Source organism: Novilysobacter erysipheiresistens, from assembly GCF_036663935.1.
Taxonomy (GTDB): Bacteria; Pseudomonadota; Gammaproteobacteria; order Xanthomonadales; family Xanthomonadaceae; genus Novilysobacter; species Novilysobacter erysipheiresistens.
In genome coordinates, this window is record NZ_JAXGFP010000005.1 from 158,867 (window position 1) to 181,104 (window position 22,238).

A 22,238-nucleotide genomic window follows, 5' to 3' on the forward strand; every position below is an offset into this window, starting at 1 on the left:
ACGTAAGTCGCGACCCGCCGAACGTTGGAGGTGATGTACAGGTCGCGACTTACGTCGCTCCTACAAAGAACGTCGGGTCGGACAACGAAGTGGACACCACTGATGCGCCGACGCGTCGTCCTGCCCGGGTGGTACGGACAGTGGCCATGGATGGCCACGGCAGCGAGTCGGGCATGGATGCCCGATCGAGCGAGGGAGTACCACCCGGTCAGGTCGACGCCCACCCGAAGCCGAGACACCACCCCGCTCTTCTACCCCCAAGCCCCCGAAACCCCACGGGCAGCGAACAACCTCAACCAGCCGACGCGAACAACCGTTCGATATCCCCGGCATCGAGAATCCGCCACTCACCTTCGGCCAGCTCGCCCAAGGTCAGCCCACCCACCCGACTGCGATGCAACGCCTCGACGTGGTTGCCGACCGCGGCGAACATCCGCCGCGCCTGGTGGTAGCGCCCCTCGGTCAGGGTCAGGCGCGCGTGACGCGGGTCGACCACCTCCAGCCCGGCCGGTGCGAGCGGAGTCTTCTCCGATTCCAGCATCAACTCGCCGCTGGCGAATATCTTCGCCTCGTCGCCGCGCAGGTCCTGCGCCAAGGTCGCCTCGTAGACCTTGGACAATTTCGATTTCGGCGAGACGATCCGGTGCAGCAGCTGGCCGTCGTCGGTCAGCAGCAACAGGCCGCTGGTATCGCGGTCGAGCCGGCCGACGGTCGACAGCAATGGCGCGCGCAGCCGGAAGCGCGGCGGCAGCAGGTCGTAGATGATCCGGCCCTTGTCCTTGGTCGAGCAGGTGTAGCCGACCGGTTTGTGCAGCATCAGTACCAGCCCGGCCGGCGGATCGAGCGGATCGCCGTCGATCCGGATCGCCGCGTGCTCGACCTTGTCGTCGGCGTACAGCACCTCGCCATCGGCGTCGGTGATGCGGCCCTCGCGGAACATCAACGCGACCTGCTTGCGGCTGCCGTAGCCGAGGTTGGCGATGAGCTTGACCAGCTTCATTGCTGCGGATCCCGGCGGGAGAGTCGCCGCAGATCCGCCTTGTTGAACGGCTTCGGCGCGCGCACGGGTTGCGCCGGCCGTGCCTTGACCGCCTCGATGATCTTGAAGCCGTCCTGCTGCGCGACCGTGCGCACGCTGCCGAAACTGGCGGTGAGCACCTCCTCGTACGGCAGGTGGCGGTTGGCGACCAGCCACAGGCGGCCACCGGGCTTGAGCGCCTCGGCGGCGACCGCGATGAATCGGCGGCCGATGTCGGGGCGGTCGGCGCGGCCTTGGGTGTGAAACGGCGGATTGCTGACGATCACGTCGTAGCGCTCCGGCAGCCCGGCGGTGACGTCGTGCCAGTGGAAGCCGAGTACCGCCTGCGACTCGAACGGCGCCAGGTTGCGACGCGCCAGCTCCAGTGCGCGGCCTTCGGCCTCGTACAGGTCGAGCGCGGCGATCCCGGGGCAGCGCTGCAGCAACTCGACCGAGAGATAACCGAAACCGGCGCCGAGGTCGGCCGCGCGACCGCCCAGGTCGGCCGGTAATTGTGCGGCGAGCAGCGCCGACGCCGGATCGATCCGGTTCCAGGCGAACACGCCGGGACGGCTGCTGAAGCGCCCGTCGGCGATCGACCGCGGCGCGTCCAGCGCCTGCCATTGCGCCAGCAGCGCGGCGTCGATATTTGCGGCGCTGTCGGGTCGGTGCAGCGGCGCGGTCCAGAACACCCGGCACTTGTGCTTGGTCAGGCTGCCGACCGGACCGGCGAGCTTGCGCAGGTCGTCCTCACCGGAGCGCGCGCCCTCGTTGTTGGCCAGGCAGGCCACCACCCGGCCACCGGGCGCGGCGCTGGCGACCGCGCGCGCATAGAGCGCCCGGGCTTCCTCGCGCTGGCGCGGCGGCAGCAACAGCACCAGTGGATAACGGTGGTCGTCACCCGGCTCGACCAGCGCCAGTCCCGCGCGTTGCAGGGCCTCGGCGTCGGGCTTGAAGCTCTGCTCGCAGACCAGTCCCGCGCGCGGGCGCCGGTGCAGCGCCGCGCCCTCGCGCGCACGCAGGAACAGCGTGTCGCCGTCCTGCGGCCACGGCAGCAGGTTCTGCTCGAACGGCAGCATCAGGGTGTCCAGCGCGGGGTCGTCCAGGGTCATGCGGGCGGTTCGGGCAGCGGGTCGCCCAGTTTACCGGCGCGCGGCGCCCGACACGCCTGCACGCGTCCGTGACGACGCGCGACGCAGGCTGCGTGGATGCCGGAGGGACCTTCCATCGTGATCCTGCGCGAACAGGCGGCCAAGTTCACCGGTCGCCGGGTCCACGAGGTCGGCGGCAACAGTCGGCTCGACATCCAGCGCATGGCCGGTGAACGGGTCGCGGCGCTGCGCAGCTGGGGCAAGCATTTCCTGCTGTGCTTGGAGCCGCCGGATTCCGACGACTTCACACTGCGCGTGCACTTCCTGCTGTGGGGCAGCTACCGGATCGACGAGCGCCGCGAGGGCAGCGCCGAACGCCTGAGCCTGCGTTTCGGCAACGGTGAGCTGAACCTGTATTCGAGTTCGCTGAAATACATCGAGGGCGACATCGACGCGGCCTACGACTGGAGCGCCGACGTGATGTCGGATGCCTGGGACCCGAAGGCGGCGCGCCTGAAGTTGCGAGCGCAACCCGACACCCTGGTCGCCGATGCGCTGCTCGACCAGGACGTGTTCGCCGGCGTCGGCAACATCATCAAGAACGAAGTGCTGTTCCGCATCCGGGTCGATCCGCACACGCCGGTCGGCGCGCTGTCGGCGCGCAAGCTTGGCGAACTGGTCACGCAGGCGCGCGAGTACAGCTTCGACTTCTATCGCTGGAAGAAGGATTACGTGCTCAAGAAGCATTACCAGGTCCATACGCGGACCGAGTGTCCGCGCTGCGCACGGCGGTTGCAGTACGTCGCCAAGCTCGGGCGCAAGCAGCGTCGCGCGTTTTTCTGCGGGCATTGCCAGAAGCGCTACGACTGACACGCACGTTCATCTACCCGGCTGGTGCCCAACTGCGCCGACGCGGGAGGCATCGGTTTCATCCTTCCCCAACGTCCGGGCCGTCATCCTTGCGCCACACCTTCACCGGAGATCGCCATGCGCGCCTTATTCGTTGGTGGCACCGTCGACAACAGCGAACTGGACATGGACGGCGAACCGCCAACCCACTATCCGGAGAACACCGGCGCCGGGCGTCCACGCTATCGCCTGCATCAGGTCGGCCAGCGCGACGACGACATCGCCTACGTGGTTTATGCCGCGCCGGAGATGGGCGATGACGAAGTCGAGCGGATCGCGGACGAACGTGACTATGCGCGCCGGTTCAATGCCACCGCGGTGCGGTCGGGGTTGACTGCGCCTTGACGTAATCGGCCGTTGCCGCCGGTTGCCGGCGGCAGTTCCCCTGTAGGAGCGACGTAAGTCGCGACCCGCCGAACGCTCGGGGCGATGTACAGGTCGCGACTTACGTCGCTCCTACCCAAGCGCTGTCAGCCTTGCAGTTCGCGCAGCGTCACCGACGGCGGCGCGTCCAGCACCCGCCGCGTGGCGAACAACCCGGCCCCCAGCGCGGCCAGCATCCCCATTGCGGCACCCACCGCGGCCATGCCCCAGTTGGCCTGCCACGGCAGGTCGAACACCCGGGTCGCGACCACGCCGGCCAGGACCGAAGCGGCGATCGCAGCGACCACGCCCGACAGCAACCCGATCGCGGCGAACTCCGACGCCTGCGCCATGCGCAACTGGCGGCGGCTGCCGCCGAGCGTGCGCATCACTCCGCCTTCGAGCAGGCGCTCGTCCTGGCTGGCGCTGACCGCGGCCATCAGCACCAGCAGCCCGGCCAGCAGCGAGAACCAGAACACCACCTCGACCACGGTCGAGACCTGGTCGGCGGTCGCGCGCACCTGCTTCAGCACCGCGTCGATGTCGATCACGCTGAGGTTGGGAAAACGCCCGACCAGGTCGGCGGTGAAGCGCGGATGCTCGGGCGACACGCTGACCGCGGTGATGTGGCTGGCCGGGAAACCGTCGAGCGCGCCCGGCGAGGCGACCACGAAGAAATTCGGCCGGAAGCTCTCCCAGTCGACCTCGCGCAGGCTGGTGATGGTCGCGCTGAACGGCTGCCCGGCGATGTCGAACGTCACGCGGTCACCGATCTCCCAGTCCAGCGATTCGGCGTAACCCTGCTCGACCGACAGCTCCGGTTCGACCGGCACCGAAGCGCCCCAGAACGTGCCGGCGACCACCCGGTTGTCGTCGCGCAACTCGCCGGCCATCGACAGGTTGAACTCGCGATCGGCGCGGCGACGCGACCGGCGCGCTTCCGGGTCGGCCGGTGCATCGGCCTCCGCCTCGACGTAATTCTCGCCCGACACCGGCTCGCCGTTGTGCTCGACCAGCCGGCCGCGGACCATCGGGTACAGCGTCGGCGCGTCGATGCCCTGGGCGGCGATGAAAGCGCGCACCGCGTCGACCTGGTTGTCCTGCACGTTGATGATGAAACGGTTCGGTGCCTCCGCGGCGAGTTGCAGTTGCCAGCGGTCGAGCAGGTCGGTGCGCACGAAGGTCAGCAGCAGCAGCGCCATCAGGCCGAGGCCGAGCGAGGCGACCTGGGCGATGCTGGTTGCCGGTCGCCGGCTGACGTTGGCCAGGCCGTAGCGCAGGCTGCCGCGCAGTCGCGAACGCAGCCGTCGCAGCAGCACGATCAATCCCCAGGCCAGGACCGCCAGCACCGCGAACGTGGCGACGATGCCGACCAGCATCGCCGTGCCGAGCGTGGCCGAGCCGGCCTTCCACCACAGCAGCGCGCCAAGGCCAAGCAGCCCGGCCAATCCCACCAGCCATGCGCTGGGCTCGGTCGGGTCGAGGTCGCGGCGCAGCACCCGCAGCGCCGGCACCCGCCGCAACGCCAGCACCGGCGGTGCACCGAATGCCAGCAACACCACCAGGCCGACGCCGTAGCCCTGCAACGCCGGCAGCCAGCCGGCCGGCGGGATCGCCATGCCGAGCACGGGCTCCAGCCAGATTCCGATGCCCCACTGCAGCACGAACGCGATGGCGACGCCGACCGTGCTCGCCAGCAGGCCGAGCAGCACCAGTTCGCCGATGTGGATGCCGGCCAGGGTCGCCTGGCTCGCGCCGAGGCAACGCATCACCGCGGTGCCCGACAGATGTCGTTCGCTGTGCCGGCGCGCGGCCATCGCCACCGCGACCGCCGCCAGCACCACCGACACCAGCGCGGCCAAGCCGAGGAAGCGGCCCGCGCGATCGAGCGCGGAGCGGACTTCCGGGCGCGCATCGGCCACCGTCTCCAGCCGCTGGCCGCGCGCGAGCAGCGGCTTGGCGGTGGCGACGAAACGCTCGACCGCGCTCGCCTCGCCCGCCACCACCAACCGGTAGCGCACCCGGCTGCCTTCCTGCACCAGTCCGGTCGCCGGCAGGTCGGCGAGGTTGAGGAACACCTTCGGCGCGACGTTGAAATAGTCGAGCGCGGCGTCGGGCTCGGCGACCACCAAGGCGGCCAGCTTCAGGCGCGATTCGCCAACGGTCACGGTGTCGCCGATCCGCGCACCCAGGGTGCTGGCGCCGGCGCGGCTGAGCCAGGCCGTGCCGCGCGCAGGCACGTCGGCGGCGCTGCGTTCGACCCCGGCCGCGTCGACGATGGTGAACGCACCGCGCAACGGGAAGCCTTCGCCCAGCGCGCGCAGGTCGCCGAGCTGGACCCGCGCATCGGCGCCCTCGCCGACCCCGATCATGCTGTTGAACTCGACGGTGCGGGTGCTTTGCAGCCCCGCCGCGGCGCGCTCGATCGCTTCACCGGGCGGCGCGTCGCCGCGCACCACCGCGTCACCCCCGAGCAACTGGTTGGCCTGCAGCGCCAGCGCGCGTTCGGCGCGGTCGGTGACGAAGCCGACCGCGGTCACCGCCAGCACCGCCAGCATCAGCGCCGCCAGCAGGATCCGCACGTCGCCGGCCTTGAGGTCGCGGCGCATCTGCCGCCACGCCATCGCCAGCACGTTGGCCGGCCCGATGCCGGCCCGGCTGCGAGCGGTACTCATGCGGCGATGCGCTCGTCGGCGACCAGTTCGCCGCCGTCGAGCCGCAACCGGTGGCGGCAACGCTCGGCCAAGTGGTCGTCGTGGGTCACCAGCACCAGGGTGGTGCCGGCTTCGGCGTTGAGCGCGAACATCAGCTCGATGATCGACTGGCCGGTGTGGCTGTCGAGGTTGCCGGTCGGCTCGTCGGCGAACAGCAGCGACGGCTCGGTGACGAACGCGCGCGCCAGGGCGACGCGCTGCTGCTCGCCGCCCGACAGTTGCCGCGGGTAATGGCCGAGCCGCTCGCCGAGCCCGACCTTCTGCAGGATCGCGCGCGCCGGCGCGTCGACCTCGGCGTCGCCGCGCAGCTCCAGCGGCAGCATCACGTTCTCCAGTGCCGTGAGGGAAGGCAGCAGCTGGAAGTTCTGGAACACGAAGCCGACCTTCGCGCCGCGCACGCGTGCACGGCCGTCCTCGTCGAGCGTCGACAGCACTTCGCCATCAAGGGTGACGTGGCCGTGGCTGGGGGTGTCGAGGCCGGCCAGCAGCGACAGCAGCGTGCTCTTGCCGGAACCGGAGGCGCCGACGATCGCGACGGTGTCGCCCTGCACCACCGAGAAACCGACCCCATCGAGGATGGTCAGCTCGCCCGACGGCAATGCCACCCGCTTGCCGAGCCCGACCACCTCGAGCGCGGGCGCGCCAGCGGCGTCGGACGGAGGGGCTTCAGGGTACGGTGCGGGGCGATCGGCCATGATGGGTCCTGGTGGTGCAGTCCTGCCACGCACGCGGCGTCAACGACAGGAGGGTGGAGTGGGCACAGTGACATTCAGGTATGCGGCCTGGCGGCGGCGCATTCAATGTGCCATTGGCTTGCTGGTGTTGGCGATCGCGACGGTTGCGGCGATGCCGGCCCACGCCATGCAAGCGGGTGGCGCCGGCCAACCCGCCGACGCCGACGCGACCGTGCTGGTGATGGGCGACTCGCTGTCGGCCGCCTACGGCATGGCCGCCCGCGAGGGCTGGGTGGCGCTGACCGCGGCCCGCATCGCCGAGCGCAAGCCGGACTGGGATTTGGTCAACGCCAGCATCAGCGGCGAGACCACCGCCGGCGGCGCCGCGCGGATCGTCGATGCGCTGGTCCGGCACCGGCCCGAGGTGGTGGTGATCGCGCTCGGTGCCAACGATGGCCTGCGCGGGTTGCCGACCGCGCAGAGCGCGGCCAACCTGGCGCGGATGATCGGCGCCGCCCACGGCGCCGAGGCCGAGGTGCTGCTGGTCGGCATGCAGATGCCGCCGAACCTCGGCGCCGCCTACACCGAGGCGTTCGCACAGAACTACCGGACCCTCGCCGAGCGCTTCGACGTCGCACTGCTGCCGTTCCTGCTGGCACCGATCGCGCTTGACCGCGGCGCCTACCAGGCCGACAACCTGCACCCGGTGGCCGCGGCGCAGCCGAAGCTGCGCGACCACGTCTGGACGGAACTGGAGCCGCTGCTGGACTAGCGGTGTGATATTCCGCGCGTCCGTGCGAACCACCCGGCATGGACACCGCAACGGACCCGCCCGTCATCGCCATCTCTACTTCCAGCGCCGACACTTCCACCGCCGACGCCTCGCCGCAGGTGCGCTTCGCCGCATTGATCGAGCAGCACCGCGGCATCGTGCTGAAAGTTGCGCATGGTTACTGCCGCGACCCGGAGGACCGGCGCGACCTGGTGCAGGACATCAGCGTCCAGGCCTGGCGCGCGTTTCCCGCATTCGATCCGTCGCGCAGCCGGTTCTCGACCTGGCTGTACCGGATCGCGCTGAACGTGGCGATCTCGCAGGTGCGCAGCAGCAGCCTGCGCCAGCGCCACTACGCCCCGCTCGATGACGAGTCGATCGCGGCCCTGCCCGACCCCACGCCACGCGACCCGCACGAGGCCGACGCCGGCGTCCGCGCCCTGCATGCGGTGATCGACCGGCTCGATCCGCTCAACCGGGCGCTGATGCTGCTGTACCTGGACGAGCGCAGCCACCGCGAGATCGCCGAGATCCTCGGCATCAGCGAAAGCAATGTCGCGACCAAGCTGCACCGCTTGCGGCAACGCATCCGCGAACAACTTGCTTCGCCTGCCTCCCCCTCCCCCGCCGCAACGAGGACACGCTGATGGAACTCGACGACCTCAAATCCGCCTGGCACCGCCTCGACAGCGAACTGAACGCCGCGTGGACCCAACTCGACCTGCGCGTCGACGGCGTCGAGGCACTGGCCCTGCAGGCCCGGCGCGATCACGGGATCGACCGCAGCCGTGCGTCGCTGCGCCGCTTCGGCCTGGCGCAACTGCTGGAGATGGCGATCTGGATCGCGATGGTGGTGATCGCCGCATCGTTCTGGTTCGACCACCGCAACACCCCGCACCTGCTCGCGGCCGGGCTGGTGCTGCACGTCTACGGCATCGCCGCCATCTGGGCCAGCGTGACCCGGGCGCTGCTGGCGGCGCGGGTCTATTACACCGCGCCGGTGCTCGACATCCAGCGCCGCCTGGCCCGGCTGCGACGGTTCACCACCGTCACCACGGTCGCTCTGGGATTGCCGTGGTGGTGCCTGTGGCTGGTCGCGACGATGGTCGGCGCCAAGCTCTGGTTCGGCATCGATTTGTATGCGGCGGCGCCGGCGTGGATCGTCGCCACCCTGGCGTTTGGCGCGGCGGCCATGGCGGGCAGCGTATGGCTGGCGGTTCGATGGGCGAAGCATCCGCCGGCCAGCCCGCGGCTGCGCGTGATGATCGATGACCTGGCCGGGTGCAACCTGCGCCGCGCGCGTGGGCAGCTGGCGGAGCTTGAACGCTTCGAGCGCGAGTGAGGCGGCGCCCCTGTAGGAGCGGCTTTAGCCGCGAACCGGAATCGGCTGCGCGACGCATCCCCAGGGTCGCGACGGGGCTCTTGTAGGAGCGCGACGTAAGTCGCAACCCGCCGAACCCGTGAGGCGATGTACAGGTCGCGACTCACGTCGCTCCTACACGAATTGGGGTTTCGCAGTCGGGGCGACTCGGGGAACCGATTTCAAGATCGCGGCTGAAGCCGCTCCTACAAGAGCGGTCAGGGGTCGTGGGGACGCAACTGCGGCAACGTCTGCCCGGTCGCCTCGTCCCAACCGTCCCACGAGTCCTGGCGCAGGCTCGCCGCGCGACGCAATGCGCGCGCCAGCGGATAGTCGGCGCCGGACTTGGTCCGCCCCAGCTCGTCCCAGCGCAGCGGCACCGCCACCCCGGCGCCGGCGCGCGCGCGCAGCGACCAGCTGGCGACGCTGGTGGCGCCGCGGCCGTTGCGCAGCCAGTCGATGAAGATCACCCCGCCGCGCTTGGCCTTGGACGCGGTGGCAACGTACTTGTTTGGGGCCTGGCCGGCCATCGCATCGGCGAACGCCTCGCAGAACGCCTTGGCCTCGGTCCAACTGGGCCCCGGCGCGATCGGCACGACCACGTGCAGGCCCTTGCCGCCGGACAGCCGCAGGAACCCCTGCAGGCCGATCTGGTCGAGCCGGTCACGCACGTCGCGTGCGCCGGCCTTGATCGCCGGCCACTTCACGCCTTCGCCGGGGTCGAGGTCGAACACCAGCCGGTCGGGATGCTCGACGTCCTCGATCCGCGAGCCCCAAGGGTGCAGTTCCAGCGTGTTCATCTGCACCAGGTCGAGCAGGCCGTCGAGGTCGTCGATGTAGACGTAATCCTCGTGGCCGCCGTCCTTCTCCTTGATCGCGACCGCATGAACGCCGTCGCCAAGGCTGTCGGCGTGGTGCTTCTGGAAGAAGCACTGGCCCTTGAGGCCGTCGGGACAGCGCAGCAGCGACAGCGGCCGTCGCACGACCTCGGGCAGCAGCTGCGGCGCCACCGCCGCGTAGTAGTCGGCGACCTGCTGCTTGGTGATCTTCTCGGCCGGATAGATCAGCTTGTCCGGGCTGCTCAGTCGGGGGGTGCTCTGGTCGCCCACGTCATCCACCTCTTTATCGTCGCGCAAGCGCTGGAAACTGGCCTGGCGCAGCAGGCCCTCCTTGGCCCAGCCGCGGAAGGCGACCTCGGCAACGAGCCGCGGCTGCACCCAGGTCACGTCGCGCGGCGCGAACGGCAGGTGCGCCGGCAGGACCACGGTCGCCTCCTTGCGCGCCAGGCCTTTCAGTTGGGCGGTCAGCTTGCGCAGGGTCGCATCGTCGAAGCCGGTGCCGACCCGCCCGACGTAGCGCAGCCGGCCGCGCTCGCGGGTCGCCAGCAGCAGCGAGCCGAACCCGACACGAGAGCGCTTGGGCGCGGTGAAGCCGACGATTGCGAACTCGTCGCCCTGCGCGTGCTTGACCTTGAGCCAGGTACGCGAGCGGCCGGGCGTGTAGTGCGCATCGACCGCCTTGCTGATGATGCCTTCCATGTCCTGGGTCTTGCTGGCGGCGAACACCTGCGCGCCGTGGCCGACGATGTGCTGGCTGTAGGCCAGCGCGCCTTGCGGGTCGATGCCGGCCAGCAGCGCCTCCAGCAACGTCTTGCGCGCGTCCAGCCGGGTGACGGCGAGGTCGACGCCGGCCAGGGTCGGCAGGTCGAACACGACGTAGCGCAGAGTCGCGTTGGCACTGCCCTCGATCGTGCGCTGCAGCGCCGAGAAACAGTTGCGGCCCTTGGCATCGAGCGCGATCAACTCGCCATCGAGGCTGGCCGAATCGACCCCGAGCGCCTGCAGCGCGACGACGATTTCGGGGTAGTCGTCGCTCCAGTCCAGACCGTTGCGCGAGCGCAGCGTCGCCTTGCCGTCGTCGATCCGGGCCAGCAGGCGATAGCCGTCCCACTTGAGTTCGTGCAGCCAGTCGTCGCCGGTCGGCGGGGCCTGGCGCAGCGTGGCCAGTTGCGGCCCGACCTCGGTGCTGCCGCGCAGCGGTCTGGCGCCGGCGAGCGCCTGCGCGCGTGCGTGCCAATCGATGCGCCGGCGGCGCGTGGGTGATTTCTTCGCCGGTGGCTTTTTCGCCAATGCGACAGCGGATTTCTTCGTGGCTTTCGCCGGCTTTGCCGGACCCGACGGTCGCCGGCCCTTCCAGCCCGTCGGCGTCGGCGCCTCGGCCAGGTCGTCCGACTCCAGGTCTGCGGCGTGGGCGTCGTCGCGCTTGATCAACAACCACTGCGGCTTGCTCGCGGGCTTGGCCGTGCGCACCAGCTTCCAGCCGCCGCCGAGCTTGTCGCCGTGCAGGACGAAATCGATCTTGCCGGCCGCCAGCGACTCCAACGGATCGCCGTCGCAGCTCCACACCCCGTGGTCGAACACGTCGACGTGGCCGGCGCCGTAGTGGCCGGCGGGAATGTCGCCCTCGAAGCTCGCATAGCCCAGCGGGTGGTCCTCGACCTCGACCGCCAGCCGCTTCTCGCCGACCCGCAGCGACGGGCCCTTCGGCACCGCCCAGCTCTTCAGCGCGCCGTCCATCTCCAGCCGGAAATCGTAATGGCGCACGCTGGCGTGGTGCAGCTGGACGACGAAGATCGGTCGATGCTCGCGACCGCGGCGACCGCGGGCGTCGGCGGCGGGTTCGGGGGTCGCATCGAAGCGGCGCTTGCGGGCGTAGTCGCGCAGGCTCATCGCATCGGTCCAGGGGCGGTCATGCCGCCTTCTTCTTGCCGCCTGCCTTCTTCTTCGCGGTCTTCTTTGCGGTTGCCTTCTTCGCCGCCGGCTTCTTCGCCGCCGCTTTCTTCGTGCTCTTGCGGGCCGCCTTCTTCGCCGGCTTCTTCGCCTTGCCATCCTCCTCGTCACCGCCGGTCTTGCCGGCCTTCTTCGCCGGCGTGCGCTGCTTCTTCTCGATGCTCTTCTGCAGCAGCGACATGAAGTCGACCACGTTGGTCGCCGCGTCCTCGTGCAGGTCGGCGTCCTCGTGTTCGCGCTCGACCACGCCCTTGGCCTTCATCCGCTTCTCGATGACCTCGTGCAGGCGTTCGCGGAACTCGTCCCGGTACTGCTCCGGCTCCCAGTCGCCGGACATCGTCTCGATCAGCTGTTCGGAGAACTGCTGTTCCTTGGCGGTGATCCGGTAGTCGCCGCGCGTGCCTTCGGGGATGTTGTAGTCCTCGATGTCGACCAGCTCCTGCGGGTAGCGCATCATCAGCAGCAGCAGCGCGTTGCCCTGCGGCATTACCGCGCACAGGCTCTCGCGGGTGCGGATCACCACCCGGGCGATGCCGATCCGGCCGGTACTGGCCAGCGCCTCGCGCAACAGCACGTAGCCCTTCTCGGCCTTCTTCGCCGGCACCAGCACGTAGGGTTTCTCGAAGTACTGCGGGCCGATCGCGGCGACGTCGACGAACGCCTCGACCTCGATCGCGTCATGGCTTTCCGGCGCCGCCGACTTGATGTCGTCGGGCTCCAGCACGACGTAGCTGCCCTTGTCGTATTCGAACGCCTTGACGATGTCCTTCCACGCCACTTCCTCGCCGGTCTCGGCATTGACCCGCTCGTAGCGGATCGGCGCGTTGTTGCGCACGTCGAGCATGCGGAAGGAGATGTCGGTGCGCCGCTCGCCCGACATCAGCGACACCGGGATGTTGAGCAGGCCGAACGACAGCGTTCCGGACCAGATCGGGCGGGCCATGGCGGACTCCTGCGGCGCGGGCAGCGGCGGGCCATCGAGTATCGAAAGCCCGGCGTGATGCGGGCGTCGAGTCCGGCGCGGGCCCGGGCCTGCCGCAAGCTTCACCCCGGCGTTGCGGTCGCGGCGCTAGCGTCCGCAGACGGACCTCACGCGAGCGCCGCCATGACCCGCAATGCCGAACACGTACACGTCGACCCGGCCGAGGTCGCCCGCATCCGCGAGCTCATCGAGCAGCTGCCCAACGGCGCCCGCGTGGTGCTGCAGATGGCCGACGGCGGGCCGCTGGAGGGCATCGTCGCCGCGCGGCCGGTGGCGCAGCTGTTCTTCGGCCCCGACGGCAGCGAGGGCACCAACGCGGTGCTGCGGCTGGAACAGCCGGCGATGGACGCACCGGAAGCCGCCGGCTGGCGCGATGTCTGGGTCGACCGGATCCGCGCGGTCCGACGGCTGGATCCAGCAGATTGATTTGGCCGATTGAAACCGGTACTCGGAGACCGGTACTCAGCCGGCCTGCGTTTCCGCCGCGACCTGCCGCAAAGCCTGCTCGAACAGCTCGACCGGCTGCCCGCCCTGGATCAAGTGGCGGTCGTTGAGGATCACCGACGGCACCGCTGTGATGCCGCGCCCCTGGTACAGCTGCTCCCGGGCGCGGACGTCGCTGGCATGGCGGTCCGAGTCCAGCACCTGCCGGGCCTCGTCGACGTCCAGTCCGGCCTCGCCGGCGACCGCCGCCAGCACCGCGTGCGACGACACATCGCGATCGTCGGTGAAGTAGGCGCGCAGCAGCGCCTGCTTGAGCGCGAGTTGCGAGGCCTGGCCCTGCTCGCCGGCCCAGTGCAGCAGCCGGTGCGCATCGAAGGTGTTGTAGACCCGGCTGCGCTGGTTGAAGTCGAACCCCAGGGCGGCGCCGCGCTGGCGCAGCACCTCGCGGTTCTGTGCGAGTTGTTCGGCGCTCGCGCCGTACTTGCGGGCGAGGTGCTCGTTGCTGTCCTCGCCTTCCGGCGGCATCTGCGGGTTCAGCTCGAACGGCTGGAAGTGCAGTTCGACCGCGACCTCGTCGCCGACCTTGTCGATCGCCTGTTGCAGCGATTTCAGGCCCACCGCGCACCACGGACAGGAGACGTCGGAGACGAAGTCGATTCGCAGGGGCGTGGACATGGCGTGGCTCCGTGTTGGAATGATCCGTAGATGTGGGCGTGGCCGCGCGATGCAATGCTTCGACAAATGCTTCGGGTCCTTGTAGGAGCGGCTTCAGCCGCGATCAGCAACCGTTCGCTCGCGCCGATTCCGGATCGCGGCTGAAGCCGCTCCTACAAAAGCGTGGGCGCGATGAAGCCGCGGGATTACAAAGGCACAGGCTGCTGCAACAGCATCCGCGTCACCCCGTTGGTCCAGCCGAAGCCGTCCTGCAGCGGGTATTCGCCACCGCCGCCGCCATGCGCGCCGTCGTCGGCGGCGCTGATGTCGTACTTCTCCACCAGCTTGCCTTCGCTCCGGTAGAGGTCGCCCACCGTCGCCAGCCAGCGGCGGCGGATCTCGGCGGCCAGGGCCGCCTCGCCGTAGTCGGCCAGGCCCAGGATCCCCAGCCACTGCAGCGGCGCCCAGCCGTTCGGCCGATCCCATTGCTCGCCGCTGAGGTTGCGGGTGGTCGCCAGACCGCCGGCCTGCAGCAGTTGCGTGCGCAGGGTCGTGGCGACCCGGGCGGCCTGTTCGCGGCTGGCGATGCCGACGTACAACGGGGTCGCCATCGCCGCGGTCAACATCGGTCGCGGTGCGCCGTCGTGCCAGTCGTAGTCGAGGTAGGCGTCGTCGGCCTCGCTCCACAGCCAACGGTCGATCGCGTGGCGGCGGTCGCGGGCGCGGCGGGCGAAGTCGGCGGCCGCGGCGTCATCGCCGGCGGCGAGGCTCAGTTCGGCGATCTGCTCCTCCAGCTTGTGCAGGAAGCTGTTGAGGTCGACCGGCACGATCAAGGTGGTGCGGATGCTGGTCAGCGCACCGTCGCCACCGCACCAGCGCGAGCTGAAATCCCAGCCCGACGCGGCGCCGGCACGCAGCTCGCGGTAGACCTCGTGGGCGGGACGGTCACAGGCGCGCGCGGTGCTCACGTCCTCCAGGTACGACTCCTCGCGCGGGGTGTCGCGGTCGTCCCAATAGCGGTTAAGCAACACCCCGTCCTCCATCCGCACGCAATGGCGATGCACCTCGCCGGGACGCAGCTCGTCGCCGCCGTCCATCCAGAACGCGTGCTCGCGGCGCAGTCGCGGCAGGTAGGCGAGCGCCTCGCGCACGCCCTCGCGCTCGAACAGCTCGGTCATCAGCGCGAATACCGGCGGTTGCGAGCGGCTCAGGTAGTAGCTGCGGTTGCCGTTGGGCACGTGCCCGCAACTGTCGATCAGGTAGGCGAAGTTGTCGGCCATGTGGCGCAGCAGGTCGCGGCGGCCGCTGGCGGCGAGGCCGAGCATGGTGAAGTAGGAGTCCCAGTAGTACATCTCGCCGAAGCGACCGCCCGGCACCACGTACGGGTTGGGCAGCGGCAGCAGCGAGGAACGCACCGGGTGTTCGCGCGGCTGCCGGGTCAGCACGTCCCACAGCGCGTCGATGTGCTCGGCTAGTGGCCGGTCGCGGTCGGCGACGTACTCGCTGTCGTGCGCGGGTTCGGGCTGGAAGTGCTCGTGCACGAACGCGGCCAGGTCGAAGTCCGGCATGGCGTGGCGGGCGCGGTAGGCCTCGAGGATGCGCTCGGGGTCGATCCGCGGCGCGCAGTCGACGAAGGTCTTGCTGTCGGCAAACACGCGGCCGATCTGCACCGCGACGAACAGTTCCTGGTAGCGGTCGGCCGGGGTCAGGGTATCGGCCGGGGCGACCCGAGCGAGGCGGGCCTGCTGGCGTTCGCTGTCGCGCGCCTGGAGGTCGGTCGTTTCAGTCATCGCCGCCGGACTTGTCGGCGCCGCGCTCGTCGCTGCGGATGCGCTTCTCCTCGTAGTCCCACATCAGGCCGCCATCGACGTAGACGGTGCTGCCGGTGATGTAGTCGGCATCGCTGGAGGCGAGGAACGCGGCGACCCCGGCGACATCCTGCGTGGTGCCGAGGCGGTTGAGCGGGATGTTGGCCAGCAGCGGTTCCAGCAATGCGGGATCGTCGAGCACCGGCGCGTTGATCGGGGTGCGGATCGCGCCGGGGGCGATGTTGTTGACGGTGATGCCGAGCGGCGCCAGCTCGACCGCGAGGTTGCGCATCAGCATCTTCAGCCCGCCCTTGCTGGCGGCGTAGCTGGCGAAGTTGGGGAACGGCAGTTGCTCGTGGACCGAGCTGATGTTGATGATGCGCCCGCCGCGCTTCGCCGCGCGGCAGTGGCGCACGAACGCCTGCGCGGTGAAGAACGCGCCCTTGAGGTTGATGTCGAGCACGCGGTCGTAGTCGGCCTCGTCGACCTCGTGGAACGCGGCGAAGTGCTCGACCCCGGCGTTGTTGACCAGGATGTCGATCCGTCCGGCCTGGTCCGCCGCCGCATCGACCATTGTGCGGACCGCGGCGACGTCGCCGATGTCGGCCGCCAGCACCCAGCCGTCGCCACCGACCTCCTCGACCATGGCCAGGGTCTTGCGCGAGTCGGCGTCGTCATGCAGGTCGACGATGACCACCTTCGCGCCTTCGCGGGCCAGCCGTACCGCGATGCCGCGGCCGATGCCCTGGCCGCTGCCGGTGACCAGCGCCACCTTGTCTTGCAGTCGCATAAGCGCTCCTGCGGAAACGTGGCCGCAGGCTAGCGCGGCGCGGGTAAAGACATTGTGGCGGCGGGGGGGGCGTCGTCAGTCGTCAGTCGTCGCGCGGCAGCCCGCGCTCGATCTCTTCCCGCGTCAGGCCGCGGTCGCCGCGCTGCTGCTGGACCGGCGGTGTCGGGTTGCCGCCCTGGCCGGGCTGGTTGGCCCGGTCGCCGGGCTTGCGCAGCTCGCCCTTGTCGGCATCGACCTCGTCCTCGGGCGAAGCGGGTGGATGGAACTTGCTCATGGCGGCTCCTGCTGCGGCCGGCGGCCGCTTGCGCACCACGGTGTAACAGCGGCTGCGCGTCGAGGATGTCAACGCGTGCCCAAGCTAAAACCCGGCCGAGGCCGGATCACGCCCAAAGAAAAACCCGGCCGAGGCCGGGGTCGTACCCAAAAGAAAAACCCGGCCGAGGCCGGGTTTTCCCTGGTATCTAGTGCGACCGCCAGAGGCGGTTGCCTTCGATCGATGCCTTACAGCGCTTCGACGGCGTCAGCCTGCAGGCCCTTCTGGCCCTGGGTGACGGTGAAGCTGACCTTCTGGCCTTCCTGCAGGGACTTGAAGCCCTGACCCTGGATCGCGCGGAAGTGAACGAACACGTCCTCGCCATTCTCACGGGAAATGAAGCCAAAGCCCTTGGCATCGTTGAACCACTTGACGGTACCGGTTTCACGGTTCGACATTTTCTTGCTCCTTGGAACAGTTTTCTGAAATACCGCTTGCGCGGTGGTGTGCTGATTGCAAGGAGTAAGCGAGGTGCAACGATGTAGCGGATCAGGGATCTACGGCATCGGGCCACGATTCACGGTGACCCTGGCAAGCAGCACGCGCACCCTAGCTCGGCTCGACGGCGATTGCAAGTCCCGGGATCGGCGGCCGGCGCGCCTGTTCAGCCGCGGGCCGGCAGGGGCGCGGCGCAGGCCCGAGCGGGCGGTTTTTTCCGGTCGCCCGGCAAGCGCCGTATCCTGTGCGCCGTCGCGACCGCGCCACGGCGCCCGCCACCACCCACGACACCGCTTCCCGAGACCGACCCGATGACCGACACCCCGCCCGACCGCCTCGCCGCCGACCCGCGCAGCAAGTTCCACGACGCCGCCGCCTTCGAGCGCGGCATCGGCATCCGCTTCAACGGAGAGGAGAAGCACAACGTCGAGGAATACTGCGTCAGCGAGGGCTGGGTGCGCCTGCCCGTCGGCCGCTCGCTCGATCGCCGCGGCCAGCCGATGACGATGAAGGTCAAGGGCACGGTCGAGCCGTATTTCCTGTCCGACGCCAGCGATGACGCCGACAGCGATACCGAATGACGACCGCCACGGCCCGCATCCCTCGCCGGCCGACGCACCGATGAAATCCAACGGCCTTTCCTTCCACCACCCGGTCGCGTTCTGGGCCGGCTGCGCGTTGCTGGTCGCCGGCGTGTTCTCGCACCTGCCGATGTTCATGATGGGCCAGCACACCCACTGGCAGATGGTTGGCATGCCGATGGACGGCTGGATGCTGGCCGGCATGGCGATGATCCCGGCCGGGCTGGCGCTGGCGTTCTACGGCCTGATGCCGCGGCTGGCGCGGATGAAGCAGGCGCTGGCCGGCGGCGAGCACCTGCATTTCCACGTCGCCGACGGGGTGCCGCTCAACATCGAGCACTGGAAACTGGTGGCGGTGCTGGTGGTGGCGTTGACGGTCGACGTGATGAAGCCGGCGACCACCGGCTTCGTGATCCCCGGCATGACCGACGAGTACGGCATCAGCGCGCAATCGGCCGGGCTGCTGGCATTCGTCGCGCTGGTCGGCACCACGGTCGGTTCGGTCGTGTGGGGGCGGCTGGCCGACGTGTTCGGCCGCCGCGCGGCGATCCTGCTGTCGGCGCTGATGTTCATGGGCACCGCGATCTGCGGGGCGATGCCGGCGTTCGAATGGAACCTGGCGATGTGCTTCTTGATGGGCGCCTCGGCCGGCGGCCTGCTGCCGATCACCTTCACCCTGATGGCCGAGACCATCCCGGCGGCGCAGCGCGGCTGGCTGCTGGTGGCGCTGGGCGGGATCGGCACGTCGGCCGGCTACCTCGCCGCGGCGGGTGCGGCGACCTGGCTGGAGCCGATGTTCAGCTGGCGCGCGTTGTGGCTGCTGGGCTTGCCGACCGGCGCGCTGATCATCTTCCTCAACCGCTTCATCCCCGAGTCGCCGCGATTCCTCTCCAACGCAGGGCTGGAGCAGCAGGCGCGCGCGGTGCTGGCGAAGTTTTCCGGTGCCGGCGCGGTCGAGCGCGACGATGCCGCCCATCCGGGCGCGCCGGTGATCGACGAAAGCCATCCGGTCACGACCTGGCGCCAGCTGCTGCGCGGCCGTCATGCGCGGATCAGCTGGGGCCTGGCGATGTGCGGGATCGGCTGGGGGCTGGTGACGTTCGGCTTCGTGCTGTGGCTGCCGGTCAACCTGGTCCAACTCGGTGTCGATCCGAAGGCCGCCAGCGCGCTGCTGGCGCAATCGGCGCTGCTGGCGCTGCCCGGCATCGGCGTGGTGGTGTGGCTGTACCACCGCTGGAGCACGATCAGGTCGCTGGTGCTGTTCATCGCGCTGACGGCCTTGGCGTTGCTGGCGTTCGTCGCGATCGAGCTGGCTGGACTGCGCTCGACCGCCGCGACCACCGCCGCCACCGCCGCGTTGCTGGTCAGCAGCGGCGGGGTGATCGCGATGCTGATCCCGTATGCGGCCGAGATCTACCCGGTGCACCTGCGCGGCACCGGCGCCGGGGTGATCGCGGCCAGTTCCAAGGTCGGCGGCATCCTCGGCGCCGGCTTCGGCGTGCTCGGGCTGTTCGAACATTTCGCGCTGTCGGCCTTGCTGATCGCCGCCCCGATGGCGCTGTCGGGCCTGATGCTGGCGCGCAGCGGCATCGAGACCCGCGGCTTCCGCCTGGAAGACATCCAGCGCGCGCTCGCGGACCAGACCCCCTGATCGCAAGCCCACTCCTGTAGGAGCGACGTAAGTCGCGACCCACTGACCCACCCCGCCGCACACCGACCACGTGACGCCCCGACCCCCGGATCCACCCGTTGACCACCATGACCGCAACACCGCCGCCCGACGACACAGCCGACCCCACCCTGCTCGCGCGCATGCGCGCAGCCGCCGAACTGCTGGAACTCGTCAGCACCGACCACTCGGTCCTCGACGCCCTGCCCCGCGAGGATCGCGAGCGCCTGCAGCGCGCGGTGGCCGGCGCCTACCACCCGGACCGCCAGGCACGCCGGCAGCGGCAGAAGGCCGCCAAGAAGCAGCAGCACGCCGAACGCGTCAGCCGCGAGGAGGAGCGGCTCAACCAGACCGGCATCCGCGAGTTGCGGCGCAAGCCGGTGTTCACCACGCCGAACTATTTCCCGCCGTCCGATTTCCAGCCCCGCGACCTCGACGCCGACCAGCCGCTGCACGCCGAAGTGATAGAGCCGCAGCACTGCTACGTCTGCAAGCAGAAATACAGCGCGATCCATCACTTCTATGACCAGCTGTGTCCGGCCTGCGCCGACTTCAACTTCCACAAGCGCACCGAGCTGGCCGACCTGCGCGGCCGGGTCGCGCTGCTGACGGGGGGCCGGGTCAAGATCGGCTACCAGGCCGGGCTCAAGTTGCTGCGCGCCGGCGCCAAGCTGATCGTGACCACCCGCTTCCCGCGAGACTCGGCGGCGCGCTACGCCGCCGAGCCGGACTTCGCCGAATGGGGCCACCGACTGGAAGTGTTCGGCCTCGACCTGCGCCACACGCCCAGCGTCGAAGCCTTCTGCACGCAATTGCTGAAGACCCGCTCGCGGCTCGACTTCATCATCAACAACGCCTGCCAGACCGTGCGCCGCCCGCCGGAGTTTTACGCCCACATGATGGAAGGCGAGACCGCGGCGCTGCAGGACATGCCGACCGAAGTACGCGGCCTGCTCGGCAGTTACGAAGGCCTGCGCAACGCCGAGATGCTGCCCGGCGACGCGGCGACACTCGCCACCCGCGAAGGCCTCGGCCATGCGCCCGGCCTGACCCGCGCCGCCGAACTGTCGCAGATGCCGTTGTTGCCGGAGGAGCTGCTCGCCCAGCAACATCTGTTCCCCGAAGGCCGGCTCGACCAGGACCTGCAGCAGGTCGACCTGCGCGAGAAGAACTCCTGGCGCCTGCGCATGGCCGAGGTGCCGTCGGTCGAACTGCTCGAAGTGCAACTGGTCAACGCGATCGCGCCGTACCTGATCAACGCGCGCCTGAAGCCGCTGATGCTGCGCACCCCCGGCCACGACAAGCACATCGTCAACGTGTCGGCGGTCGAGGGCCAGTTCTACCGCAACTTCAAGACCACCCGGCACCCGCACACCAACATGGCCAAGGCCGCGCTCAACATGATGACGCGCACCGCCGCCGCCGATTACCACGGCGACGGCATCCACATGAACAGCGTCGACACCGGCTGGGTGACCGACGAGGATCCCGCCGGCCTGGCCGCGCGCAAGGTGGTCGAGGAGCGCTTCCACCCGCCGCTGGATATCGTCGACGGTGCGGCGCGGATCGTCGACCCGATCATCGACGGCATCAACACCGGCAACCACGTTTGGGGCCAATTCCTCAAGGATTACCGGCCGACCGACTGGTAGCCCCACCGGGGGATGCGCAGGTCGTCGTCACGCCCAACGCATGGTTTGTTCTCCGGCGCTTAACCGCGCCGGCGGATAGTGGGCCTCGACCGCCCCCGCGGTCATCGCTTCCAGGAGTCCCGTTCCGGGAGCGCTCCCCGCCATCCCGGAGGACAACCATGTTTGCGCACAACAAGCGCCTGCAATATTCCGTGCACGTTTCGGAGTGCAATCCCGCGCTCGCCAACCTCATGCTCGAGCAGTTCGGCGGCCCGCAGGGCGAGCTCGCCGCGGCGATGCGCTACTTCACCCAGGCCCTGGCCGAGGACGATCCCGGGCGCAAGGACATGCTGCTCGACATCGCGACCGAGGAGCTCAGCCATCTCGAGGTGATCGGCTCGATCGTCGGCATGCTCAACAAGGGCGCCAAGGGCCAGCTGGCCGAGGCGGTCGACGAGGAAGCCGAGCTGTTCCGTTCGCTGCAGGGCGCCGGCAACTCGTCCCACGTCACCCAGGTGCTGTACGGCGGCGGCCCGGCATTGACCAACTCCGGCGGCCAACTGTGGACGGCCGGCTACATCGACAGCATCGGCGAACCGACCGCCGACCTGCGCTCCAACATCGCCGCCGAAGCGCGGGCGAAGATCGTCTACGAACGCCTGATCAACGTCACTGCCGATCCCGGAGTGAAGGATGCCCTGGGCTTCCTGATGACGCGCGAGATGTCGCACCAGAAATCGTTCGAGAAGGCTCTGTACGCGATCGAACCGAACTTCCCGCCGGGCAAGAATCCCGGCAAGCCGGAGTTCGCCGATCTCTACGCCAACACCTCGCAGGGCGATGGCGACATGCGCGGCTCTTGGAACAGCGACGACAACTTCAATTTCGTCAGCGACCGCGAGCAGCTCCTCGCGATGGACGGCGGCGACGGCCTGGCCACGACAAAGTTGTCGGCGAAGGAAAAATCCACGTTGAAGGCGATGGCCAAGCGCACCCAGTCCAACCCCGACCTCGACCCGGAAACCGGCGCCGAACTCGGCATGGCTGGCAACGGCAAGCCGAAGCCGTCCAAGCGGCCGTCGCCACCGTCGAGCTCCAAGCGACACTGATATCAACAACGCGATTGTAGGAGCGGCTTCAGCCGCGATCTGGAATCGTTCGATCGCGCCGGTTTCAGATCGCGGCTGAAGCCGCTCCTACAGGTGTCATCCAGCCGTCGGGATGATTCGCCGCACCGC

21 protein-coding genes are annotated in these 22,238 nt (G+C 69.4%); 10 read left to right on the forward strand and 11 right to left on the reverse strand.

Annotated features, from left to right (window positions below):
- Nucleotides 1-292 precede the first annotated feature (292 nt).
- Together SNE34_RS10720 and SNE34_RS10725 are read right to left on the reverse strand one after the other, a co-directional pair.
- A complete protein-coding gene (locus SNE34_RS10720; protein ID WP_332617045.1) occupies nt 293-1,000 on the reverse strand; it encodes a pseudouridine synthase in 708 nt (235 codons plus the stop codon).
- Nucleotides 997-2,130 carry a class I SAM-dependent methyltransferase gene (locus tag SNE34_RS10725; RefSeq protein ID WP_332617047.1) on the reverse strand — a complete coding sequence of 378 codons (1,134 nt, stop codon included), beginning with the start codon at nt 2,128-2,130 and terminating at the stop codon, nt 997-999. Before SNE34_RS10725 ends, SNE34_RS10720 begins: the two co-directional genes overlap by 4 nt.
- Nucleotides 2,131-2,226: 96 nt before the next feature.
- On the opposite strand from SNE34_RS10725, the gene SNE34_RS10730 reads away from it, so the two are divergent.
- Nucleotides 2,227-2,979, forward strand: coding sequence for a DNA-formamidopyrimidine glycosylase family protein (locus tag SNE34_RS10730; protein WP_332617049.1), 753 nt, complete (start codon nt 2,227-2,229; stop codon nt 2,977-2,979).
- 117 nt (nt 2,980-3,096) lie between these two features.
- Nucleotides 3,097-3,363 (forward strand): hypothetical protein, encoded by a 267-nt coding sequence (locus tag SNE34_RS10735; RefSeq protein WP_332617051.1) that lies wholly within the window; start codon nt 3,097-3,099, stop codon nt 3,361-3,363.
- A gap of 125 nt (nt 3,364-3,488) precedes the next feature.
- Here the strand turns inward: SNE34_RS10735 and SNE34_RS10740 are convergent, their stop codons facing one another.
- Together SNE34_RS10740 and SNE34_RS10745 are read right to left on the reverse strand one after the other, a co-directional pair.
- A complete protein-coding gene (locus tag SNE34_RS10740; protein ID WP_332617053.1) occupies nt 3,489-6,056 on the reverse strand; it encodes an ABC transporter permease in 2,568 nt (855 codons plus the stop codon).
- On the reverse strand, nt 6,053-6,790 hold the full coding sequence (locus SNE34_RS10745; RefSeq protein ID WP_332617056.1) for an ABC transporter ATP-binding protein: 738 nt from the start codon (nt 6,788-6,790) through the stop codon (nt 6,053-6,055). Before SNE34_RS10745 ends, SNE34_RS10740 begins: the two co-directional genes overlap by 4 nt.
- A 166-nt stretch (nt 6,791-6,956) precedes the next feature.
- On the opposite strand from SNE34_RS10745, the gene SNE34_RS10750 reads away from it, so the two are divergent.
- Genes SNE34_RS10750 through SNE34_RS10760 form a run of 3 tightly spaced genes read left to right on the forward strand, consistent with a single transcriptional unit; the run spans nt 6,957 to nt 8,883 of the window.
- Nucleotides 6,957-7,541 carry an arylesterase gene (locus tag SNE34_RS10750; protein WP_332617059.1) on the forward strand — a complete coding sequence of 195 codons (585 nt, stop codon included), beginning with the start codon at nt 6,957-6,959 and terminating at the stop codon, nt 7,539-7,541.
- A 38-nt stretch (nt 7,542-7,579) separates the two neighbouring features.
- Nucleotides 7,580-8,188 (forward strand): RNA polymerase sigma factor, encoded by a 609-nt coding sequence (locus SNE34_RS10755; protein WP_332617061.1) that lies wholly within the window; start codon nt 7,580-7,582, stop codon nt 8,186-8,188.
- A complete protein-coding gene (locus tag SNE34_RS10760; protein ID WP_332617062.1) occupies nt 8,188-8,883 on the forward strand; it encodes a hypothetical protein in 696 nt (231 codons plus the stop codon). Before SNE34_RS10755 ends, SNE34_RS10760 begins: the two co-directional genes overlap by 1 nt.
- A gap of 236 nt (nt 8,884-9,119) precedes the next feature.
- On the opposite strand, the gene ligD is transcribed toward SNE34_RS10760, so the two are convergent.
- Together ligD and ku are read right to left on the reverse strand one after the other, a co-directional pair.
- Nucleotides 9,120-11,630, reverse strand: a complete 2,511-nt coding sequence (ligD, locus tag SNE34_RS10765) for a DNA ligase D (RefSeq protein ID WP_332617064.1) — start codon at nt 11,628-11,630, stop codon at nt 9,120-9,122.
- A 19-nt stretch (nt 11,631-11,649) separates the two neighbouring features.
- The gene (ku, locus tag SNE34_RS10770) at nt 11,650-12,633 is read right to left on the reverse strand and encodes a non-homologous end joining protein Ku (protein WP_332617066.1); all 984 of its coding nucleotides are present in this window, start codon (nt 12,631-12,633) and stop codon (nt 11,650-11,652) included.
- Nucleotides 12,634-12,795: 162 nt separating this feature from the next.
- Here ku and SNE34_RS10775 point away from each other — a divergent pair, with 162 nt between their 5' ends.
- On the forward strand, nt 12,796-13,098 hold the full coding sequence (locus SNE34_RS10775; RefSeq protein WP_332617068.1) for a DUF3247 family protein: 303 nt from the start codon (nt 12,796-12,798) through the stop codon (nt 13,096-13,098).
- A gap of 36 nt (nt 13,099-13,134) precedes the next feature.
- Here SNE34_RS10775 and SNE34_RS10780 read toward each other — a convergent pair whose 3' ends face one another.
- The 5 genes from SNE34_RS10780 to SNE34_RS10800 form a co-directional block, all read right to left on the reverse strand.
- Complete coding sequence (locus SNE34_RS10780; protein WP_332617070.1) at nt 13,135-13,791, reverse strand: DsbA family oxidoreductase; 657 nt, start codon at nt 13,789-13,791, stop codon at nt 13,135-13,137.
- Between the two features lie 185 nt (nt 13,792-13,976).
- Entirely contained in the window at nt 13,977-15,560 is a 1,584-nt protein-coding gene (treF, locus tag SNE34_RS10785) for an alpha,alpha-trehalase TreF (RefSeq protein ID WP_332617072.1), read from the reverse strand.
- Nucleotides 15,553-16,368, reverse strand: a complete 816-nt coding sequence (locus tag SNE34_RS10790; protein WP_332617073.1) for an SDR family NAD(P)-dependent oxidoreductase — start codon at nt 16,366-16,368, stop codon at nt 15,553-15,555. The genes treF and SNE34_RS10790 overlap by 8 nt, the downstream gene beginning before the upstream one ends.
- Nucleotides 16,369-16,450: 82 nt before the next feature.
- Entirely contained in the window at nt 16,451-16,642 is a 192-nt protein-coding gene (locus SNE34_RS10795) for a hypothetical protein (RefSeq protein WP_332617075.1), read from the reverse strand.
- Nucleotides 16,643-16,869: 227 nt separating this feature from the next.
- Nucleotides 16,870-17,079 (reverse strand): cold-shock protein, encoded by a 210-nt coding sequence (locus tag SNE34_RS10800; protein ID WP_036194962.1) that lies wholly within the window; start codon nt 17,077-17,079, stop codon nt 16,870-16,872.
- 351 nt (nt 17,080-17,430) lie between these two features.
- Here SNE34_RS10800 and SNE34_RS10805 point away from each other — a divergent pair, with 351 nt between their 5' ends.
- From SNE34_RS10805 to SNE34_RS10820, 4 genes are all read left to right on the forward strand, one after another.
- Complete coding sequence (locus SNE34_RS10805; protein ID WP_332617077.1) at nt 17,431-17,700, forward strand: DUF3297 family protein; 270 nt, start codon at nt 17,431-17,433, stop codon at nt 17,698-17,700.
- A 40-nt stretch (nt 17,701-17,740) separates the two neighbouring features.
- Nucleotides 17,741-19,351 (forward strand): MFS transporter, encoded by a 1,611-nt coding sequence (locus SNE34_RS10810; RefSeq protein ID WP_332617079.1) that lies wholly within the window; start codon nt 17,741-17,743, stop codon nt 19,349-19,351.
- Nucleotides 19,352-19,458: 107 nt separating this feature from the next.
- Nucleotides 19,459-21,021 carry an SDR family oxidoreductase gene (locus SNE34_RS10815; protein ID WP_332617317.1) on the forward strand — a complete coding sequence of 521 codons (1,563 nt, stop codon included), beginning with the start codon at nt 19,459-19,461 and terminating at the stop codon, nt 21,019-21,021.
- Between the two features lie 158 nt (nt 21,022-21,179).
- Entirely contained in the window at nt 21,180-22,109 is a 930-nt protein-coding gene (locus tag SNE34_RS10820) for a manganese catalase family protein (RefSeq protein WP_332617081.1), read from the forward strand.
- Nucleotides 22,110-22,238: the final 129 nt, after the last annotated feature.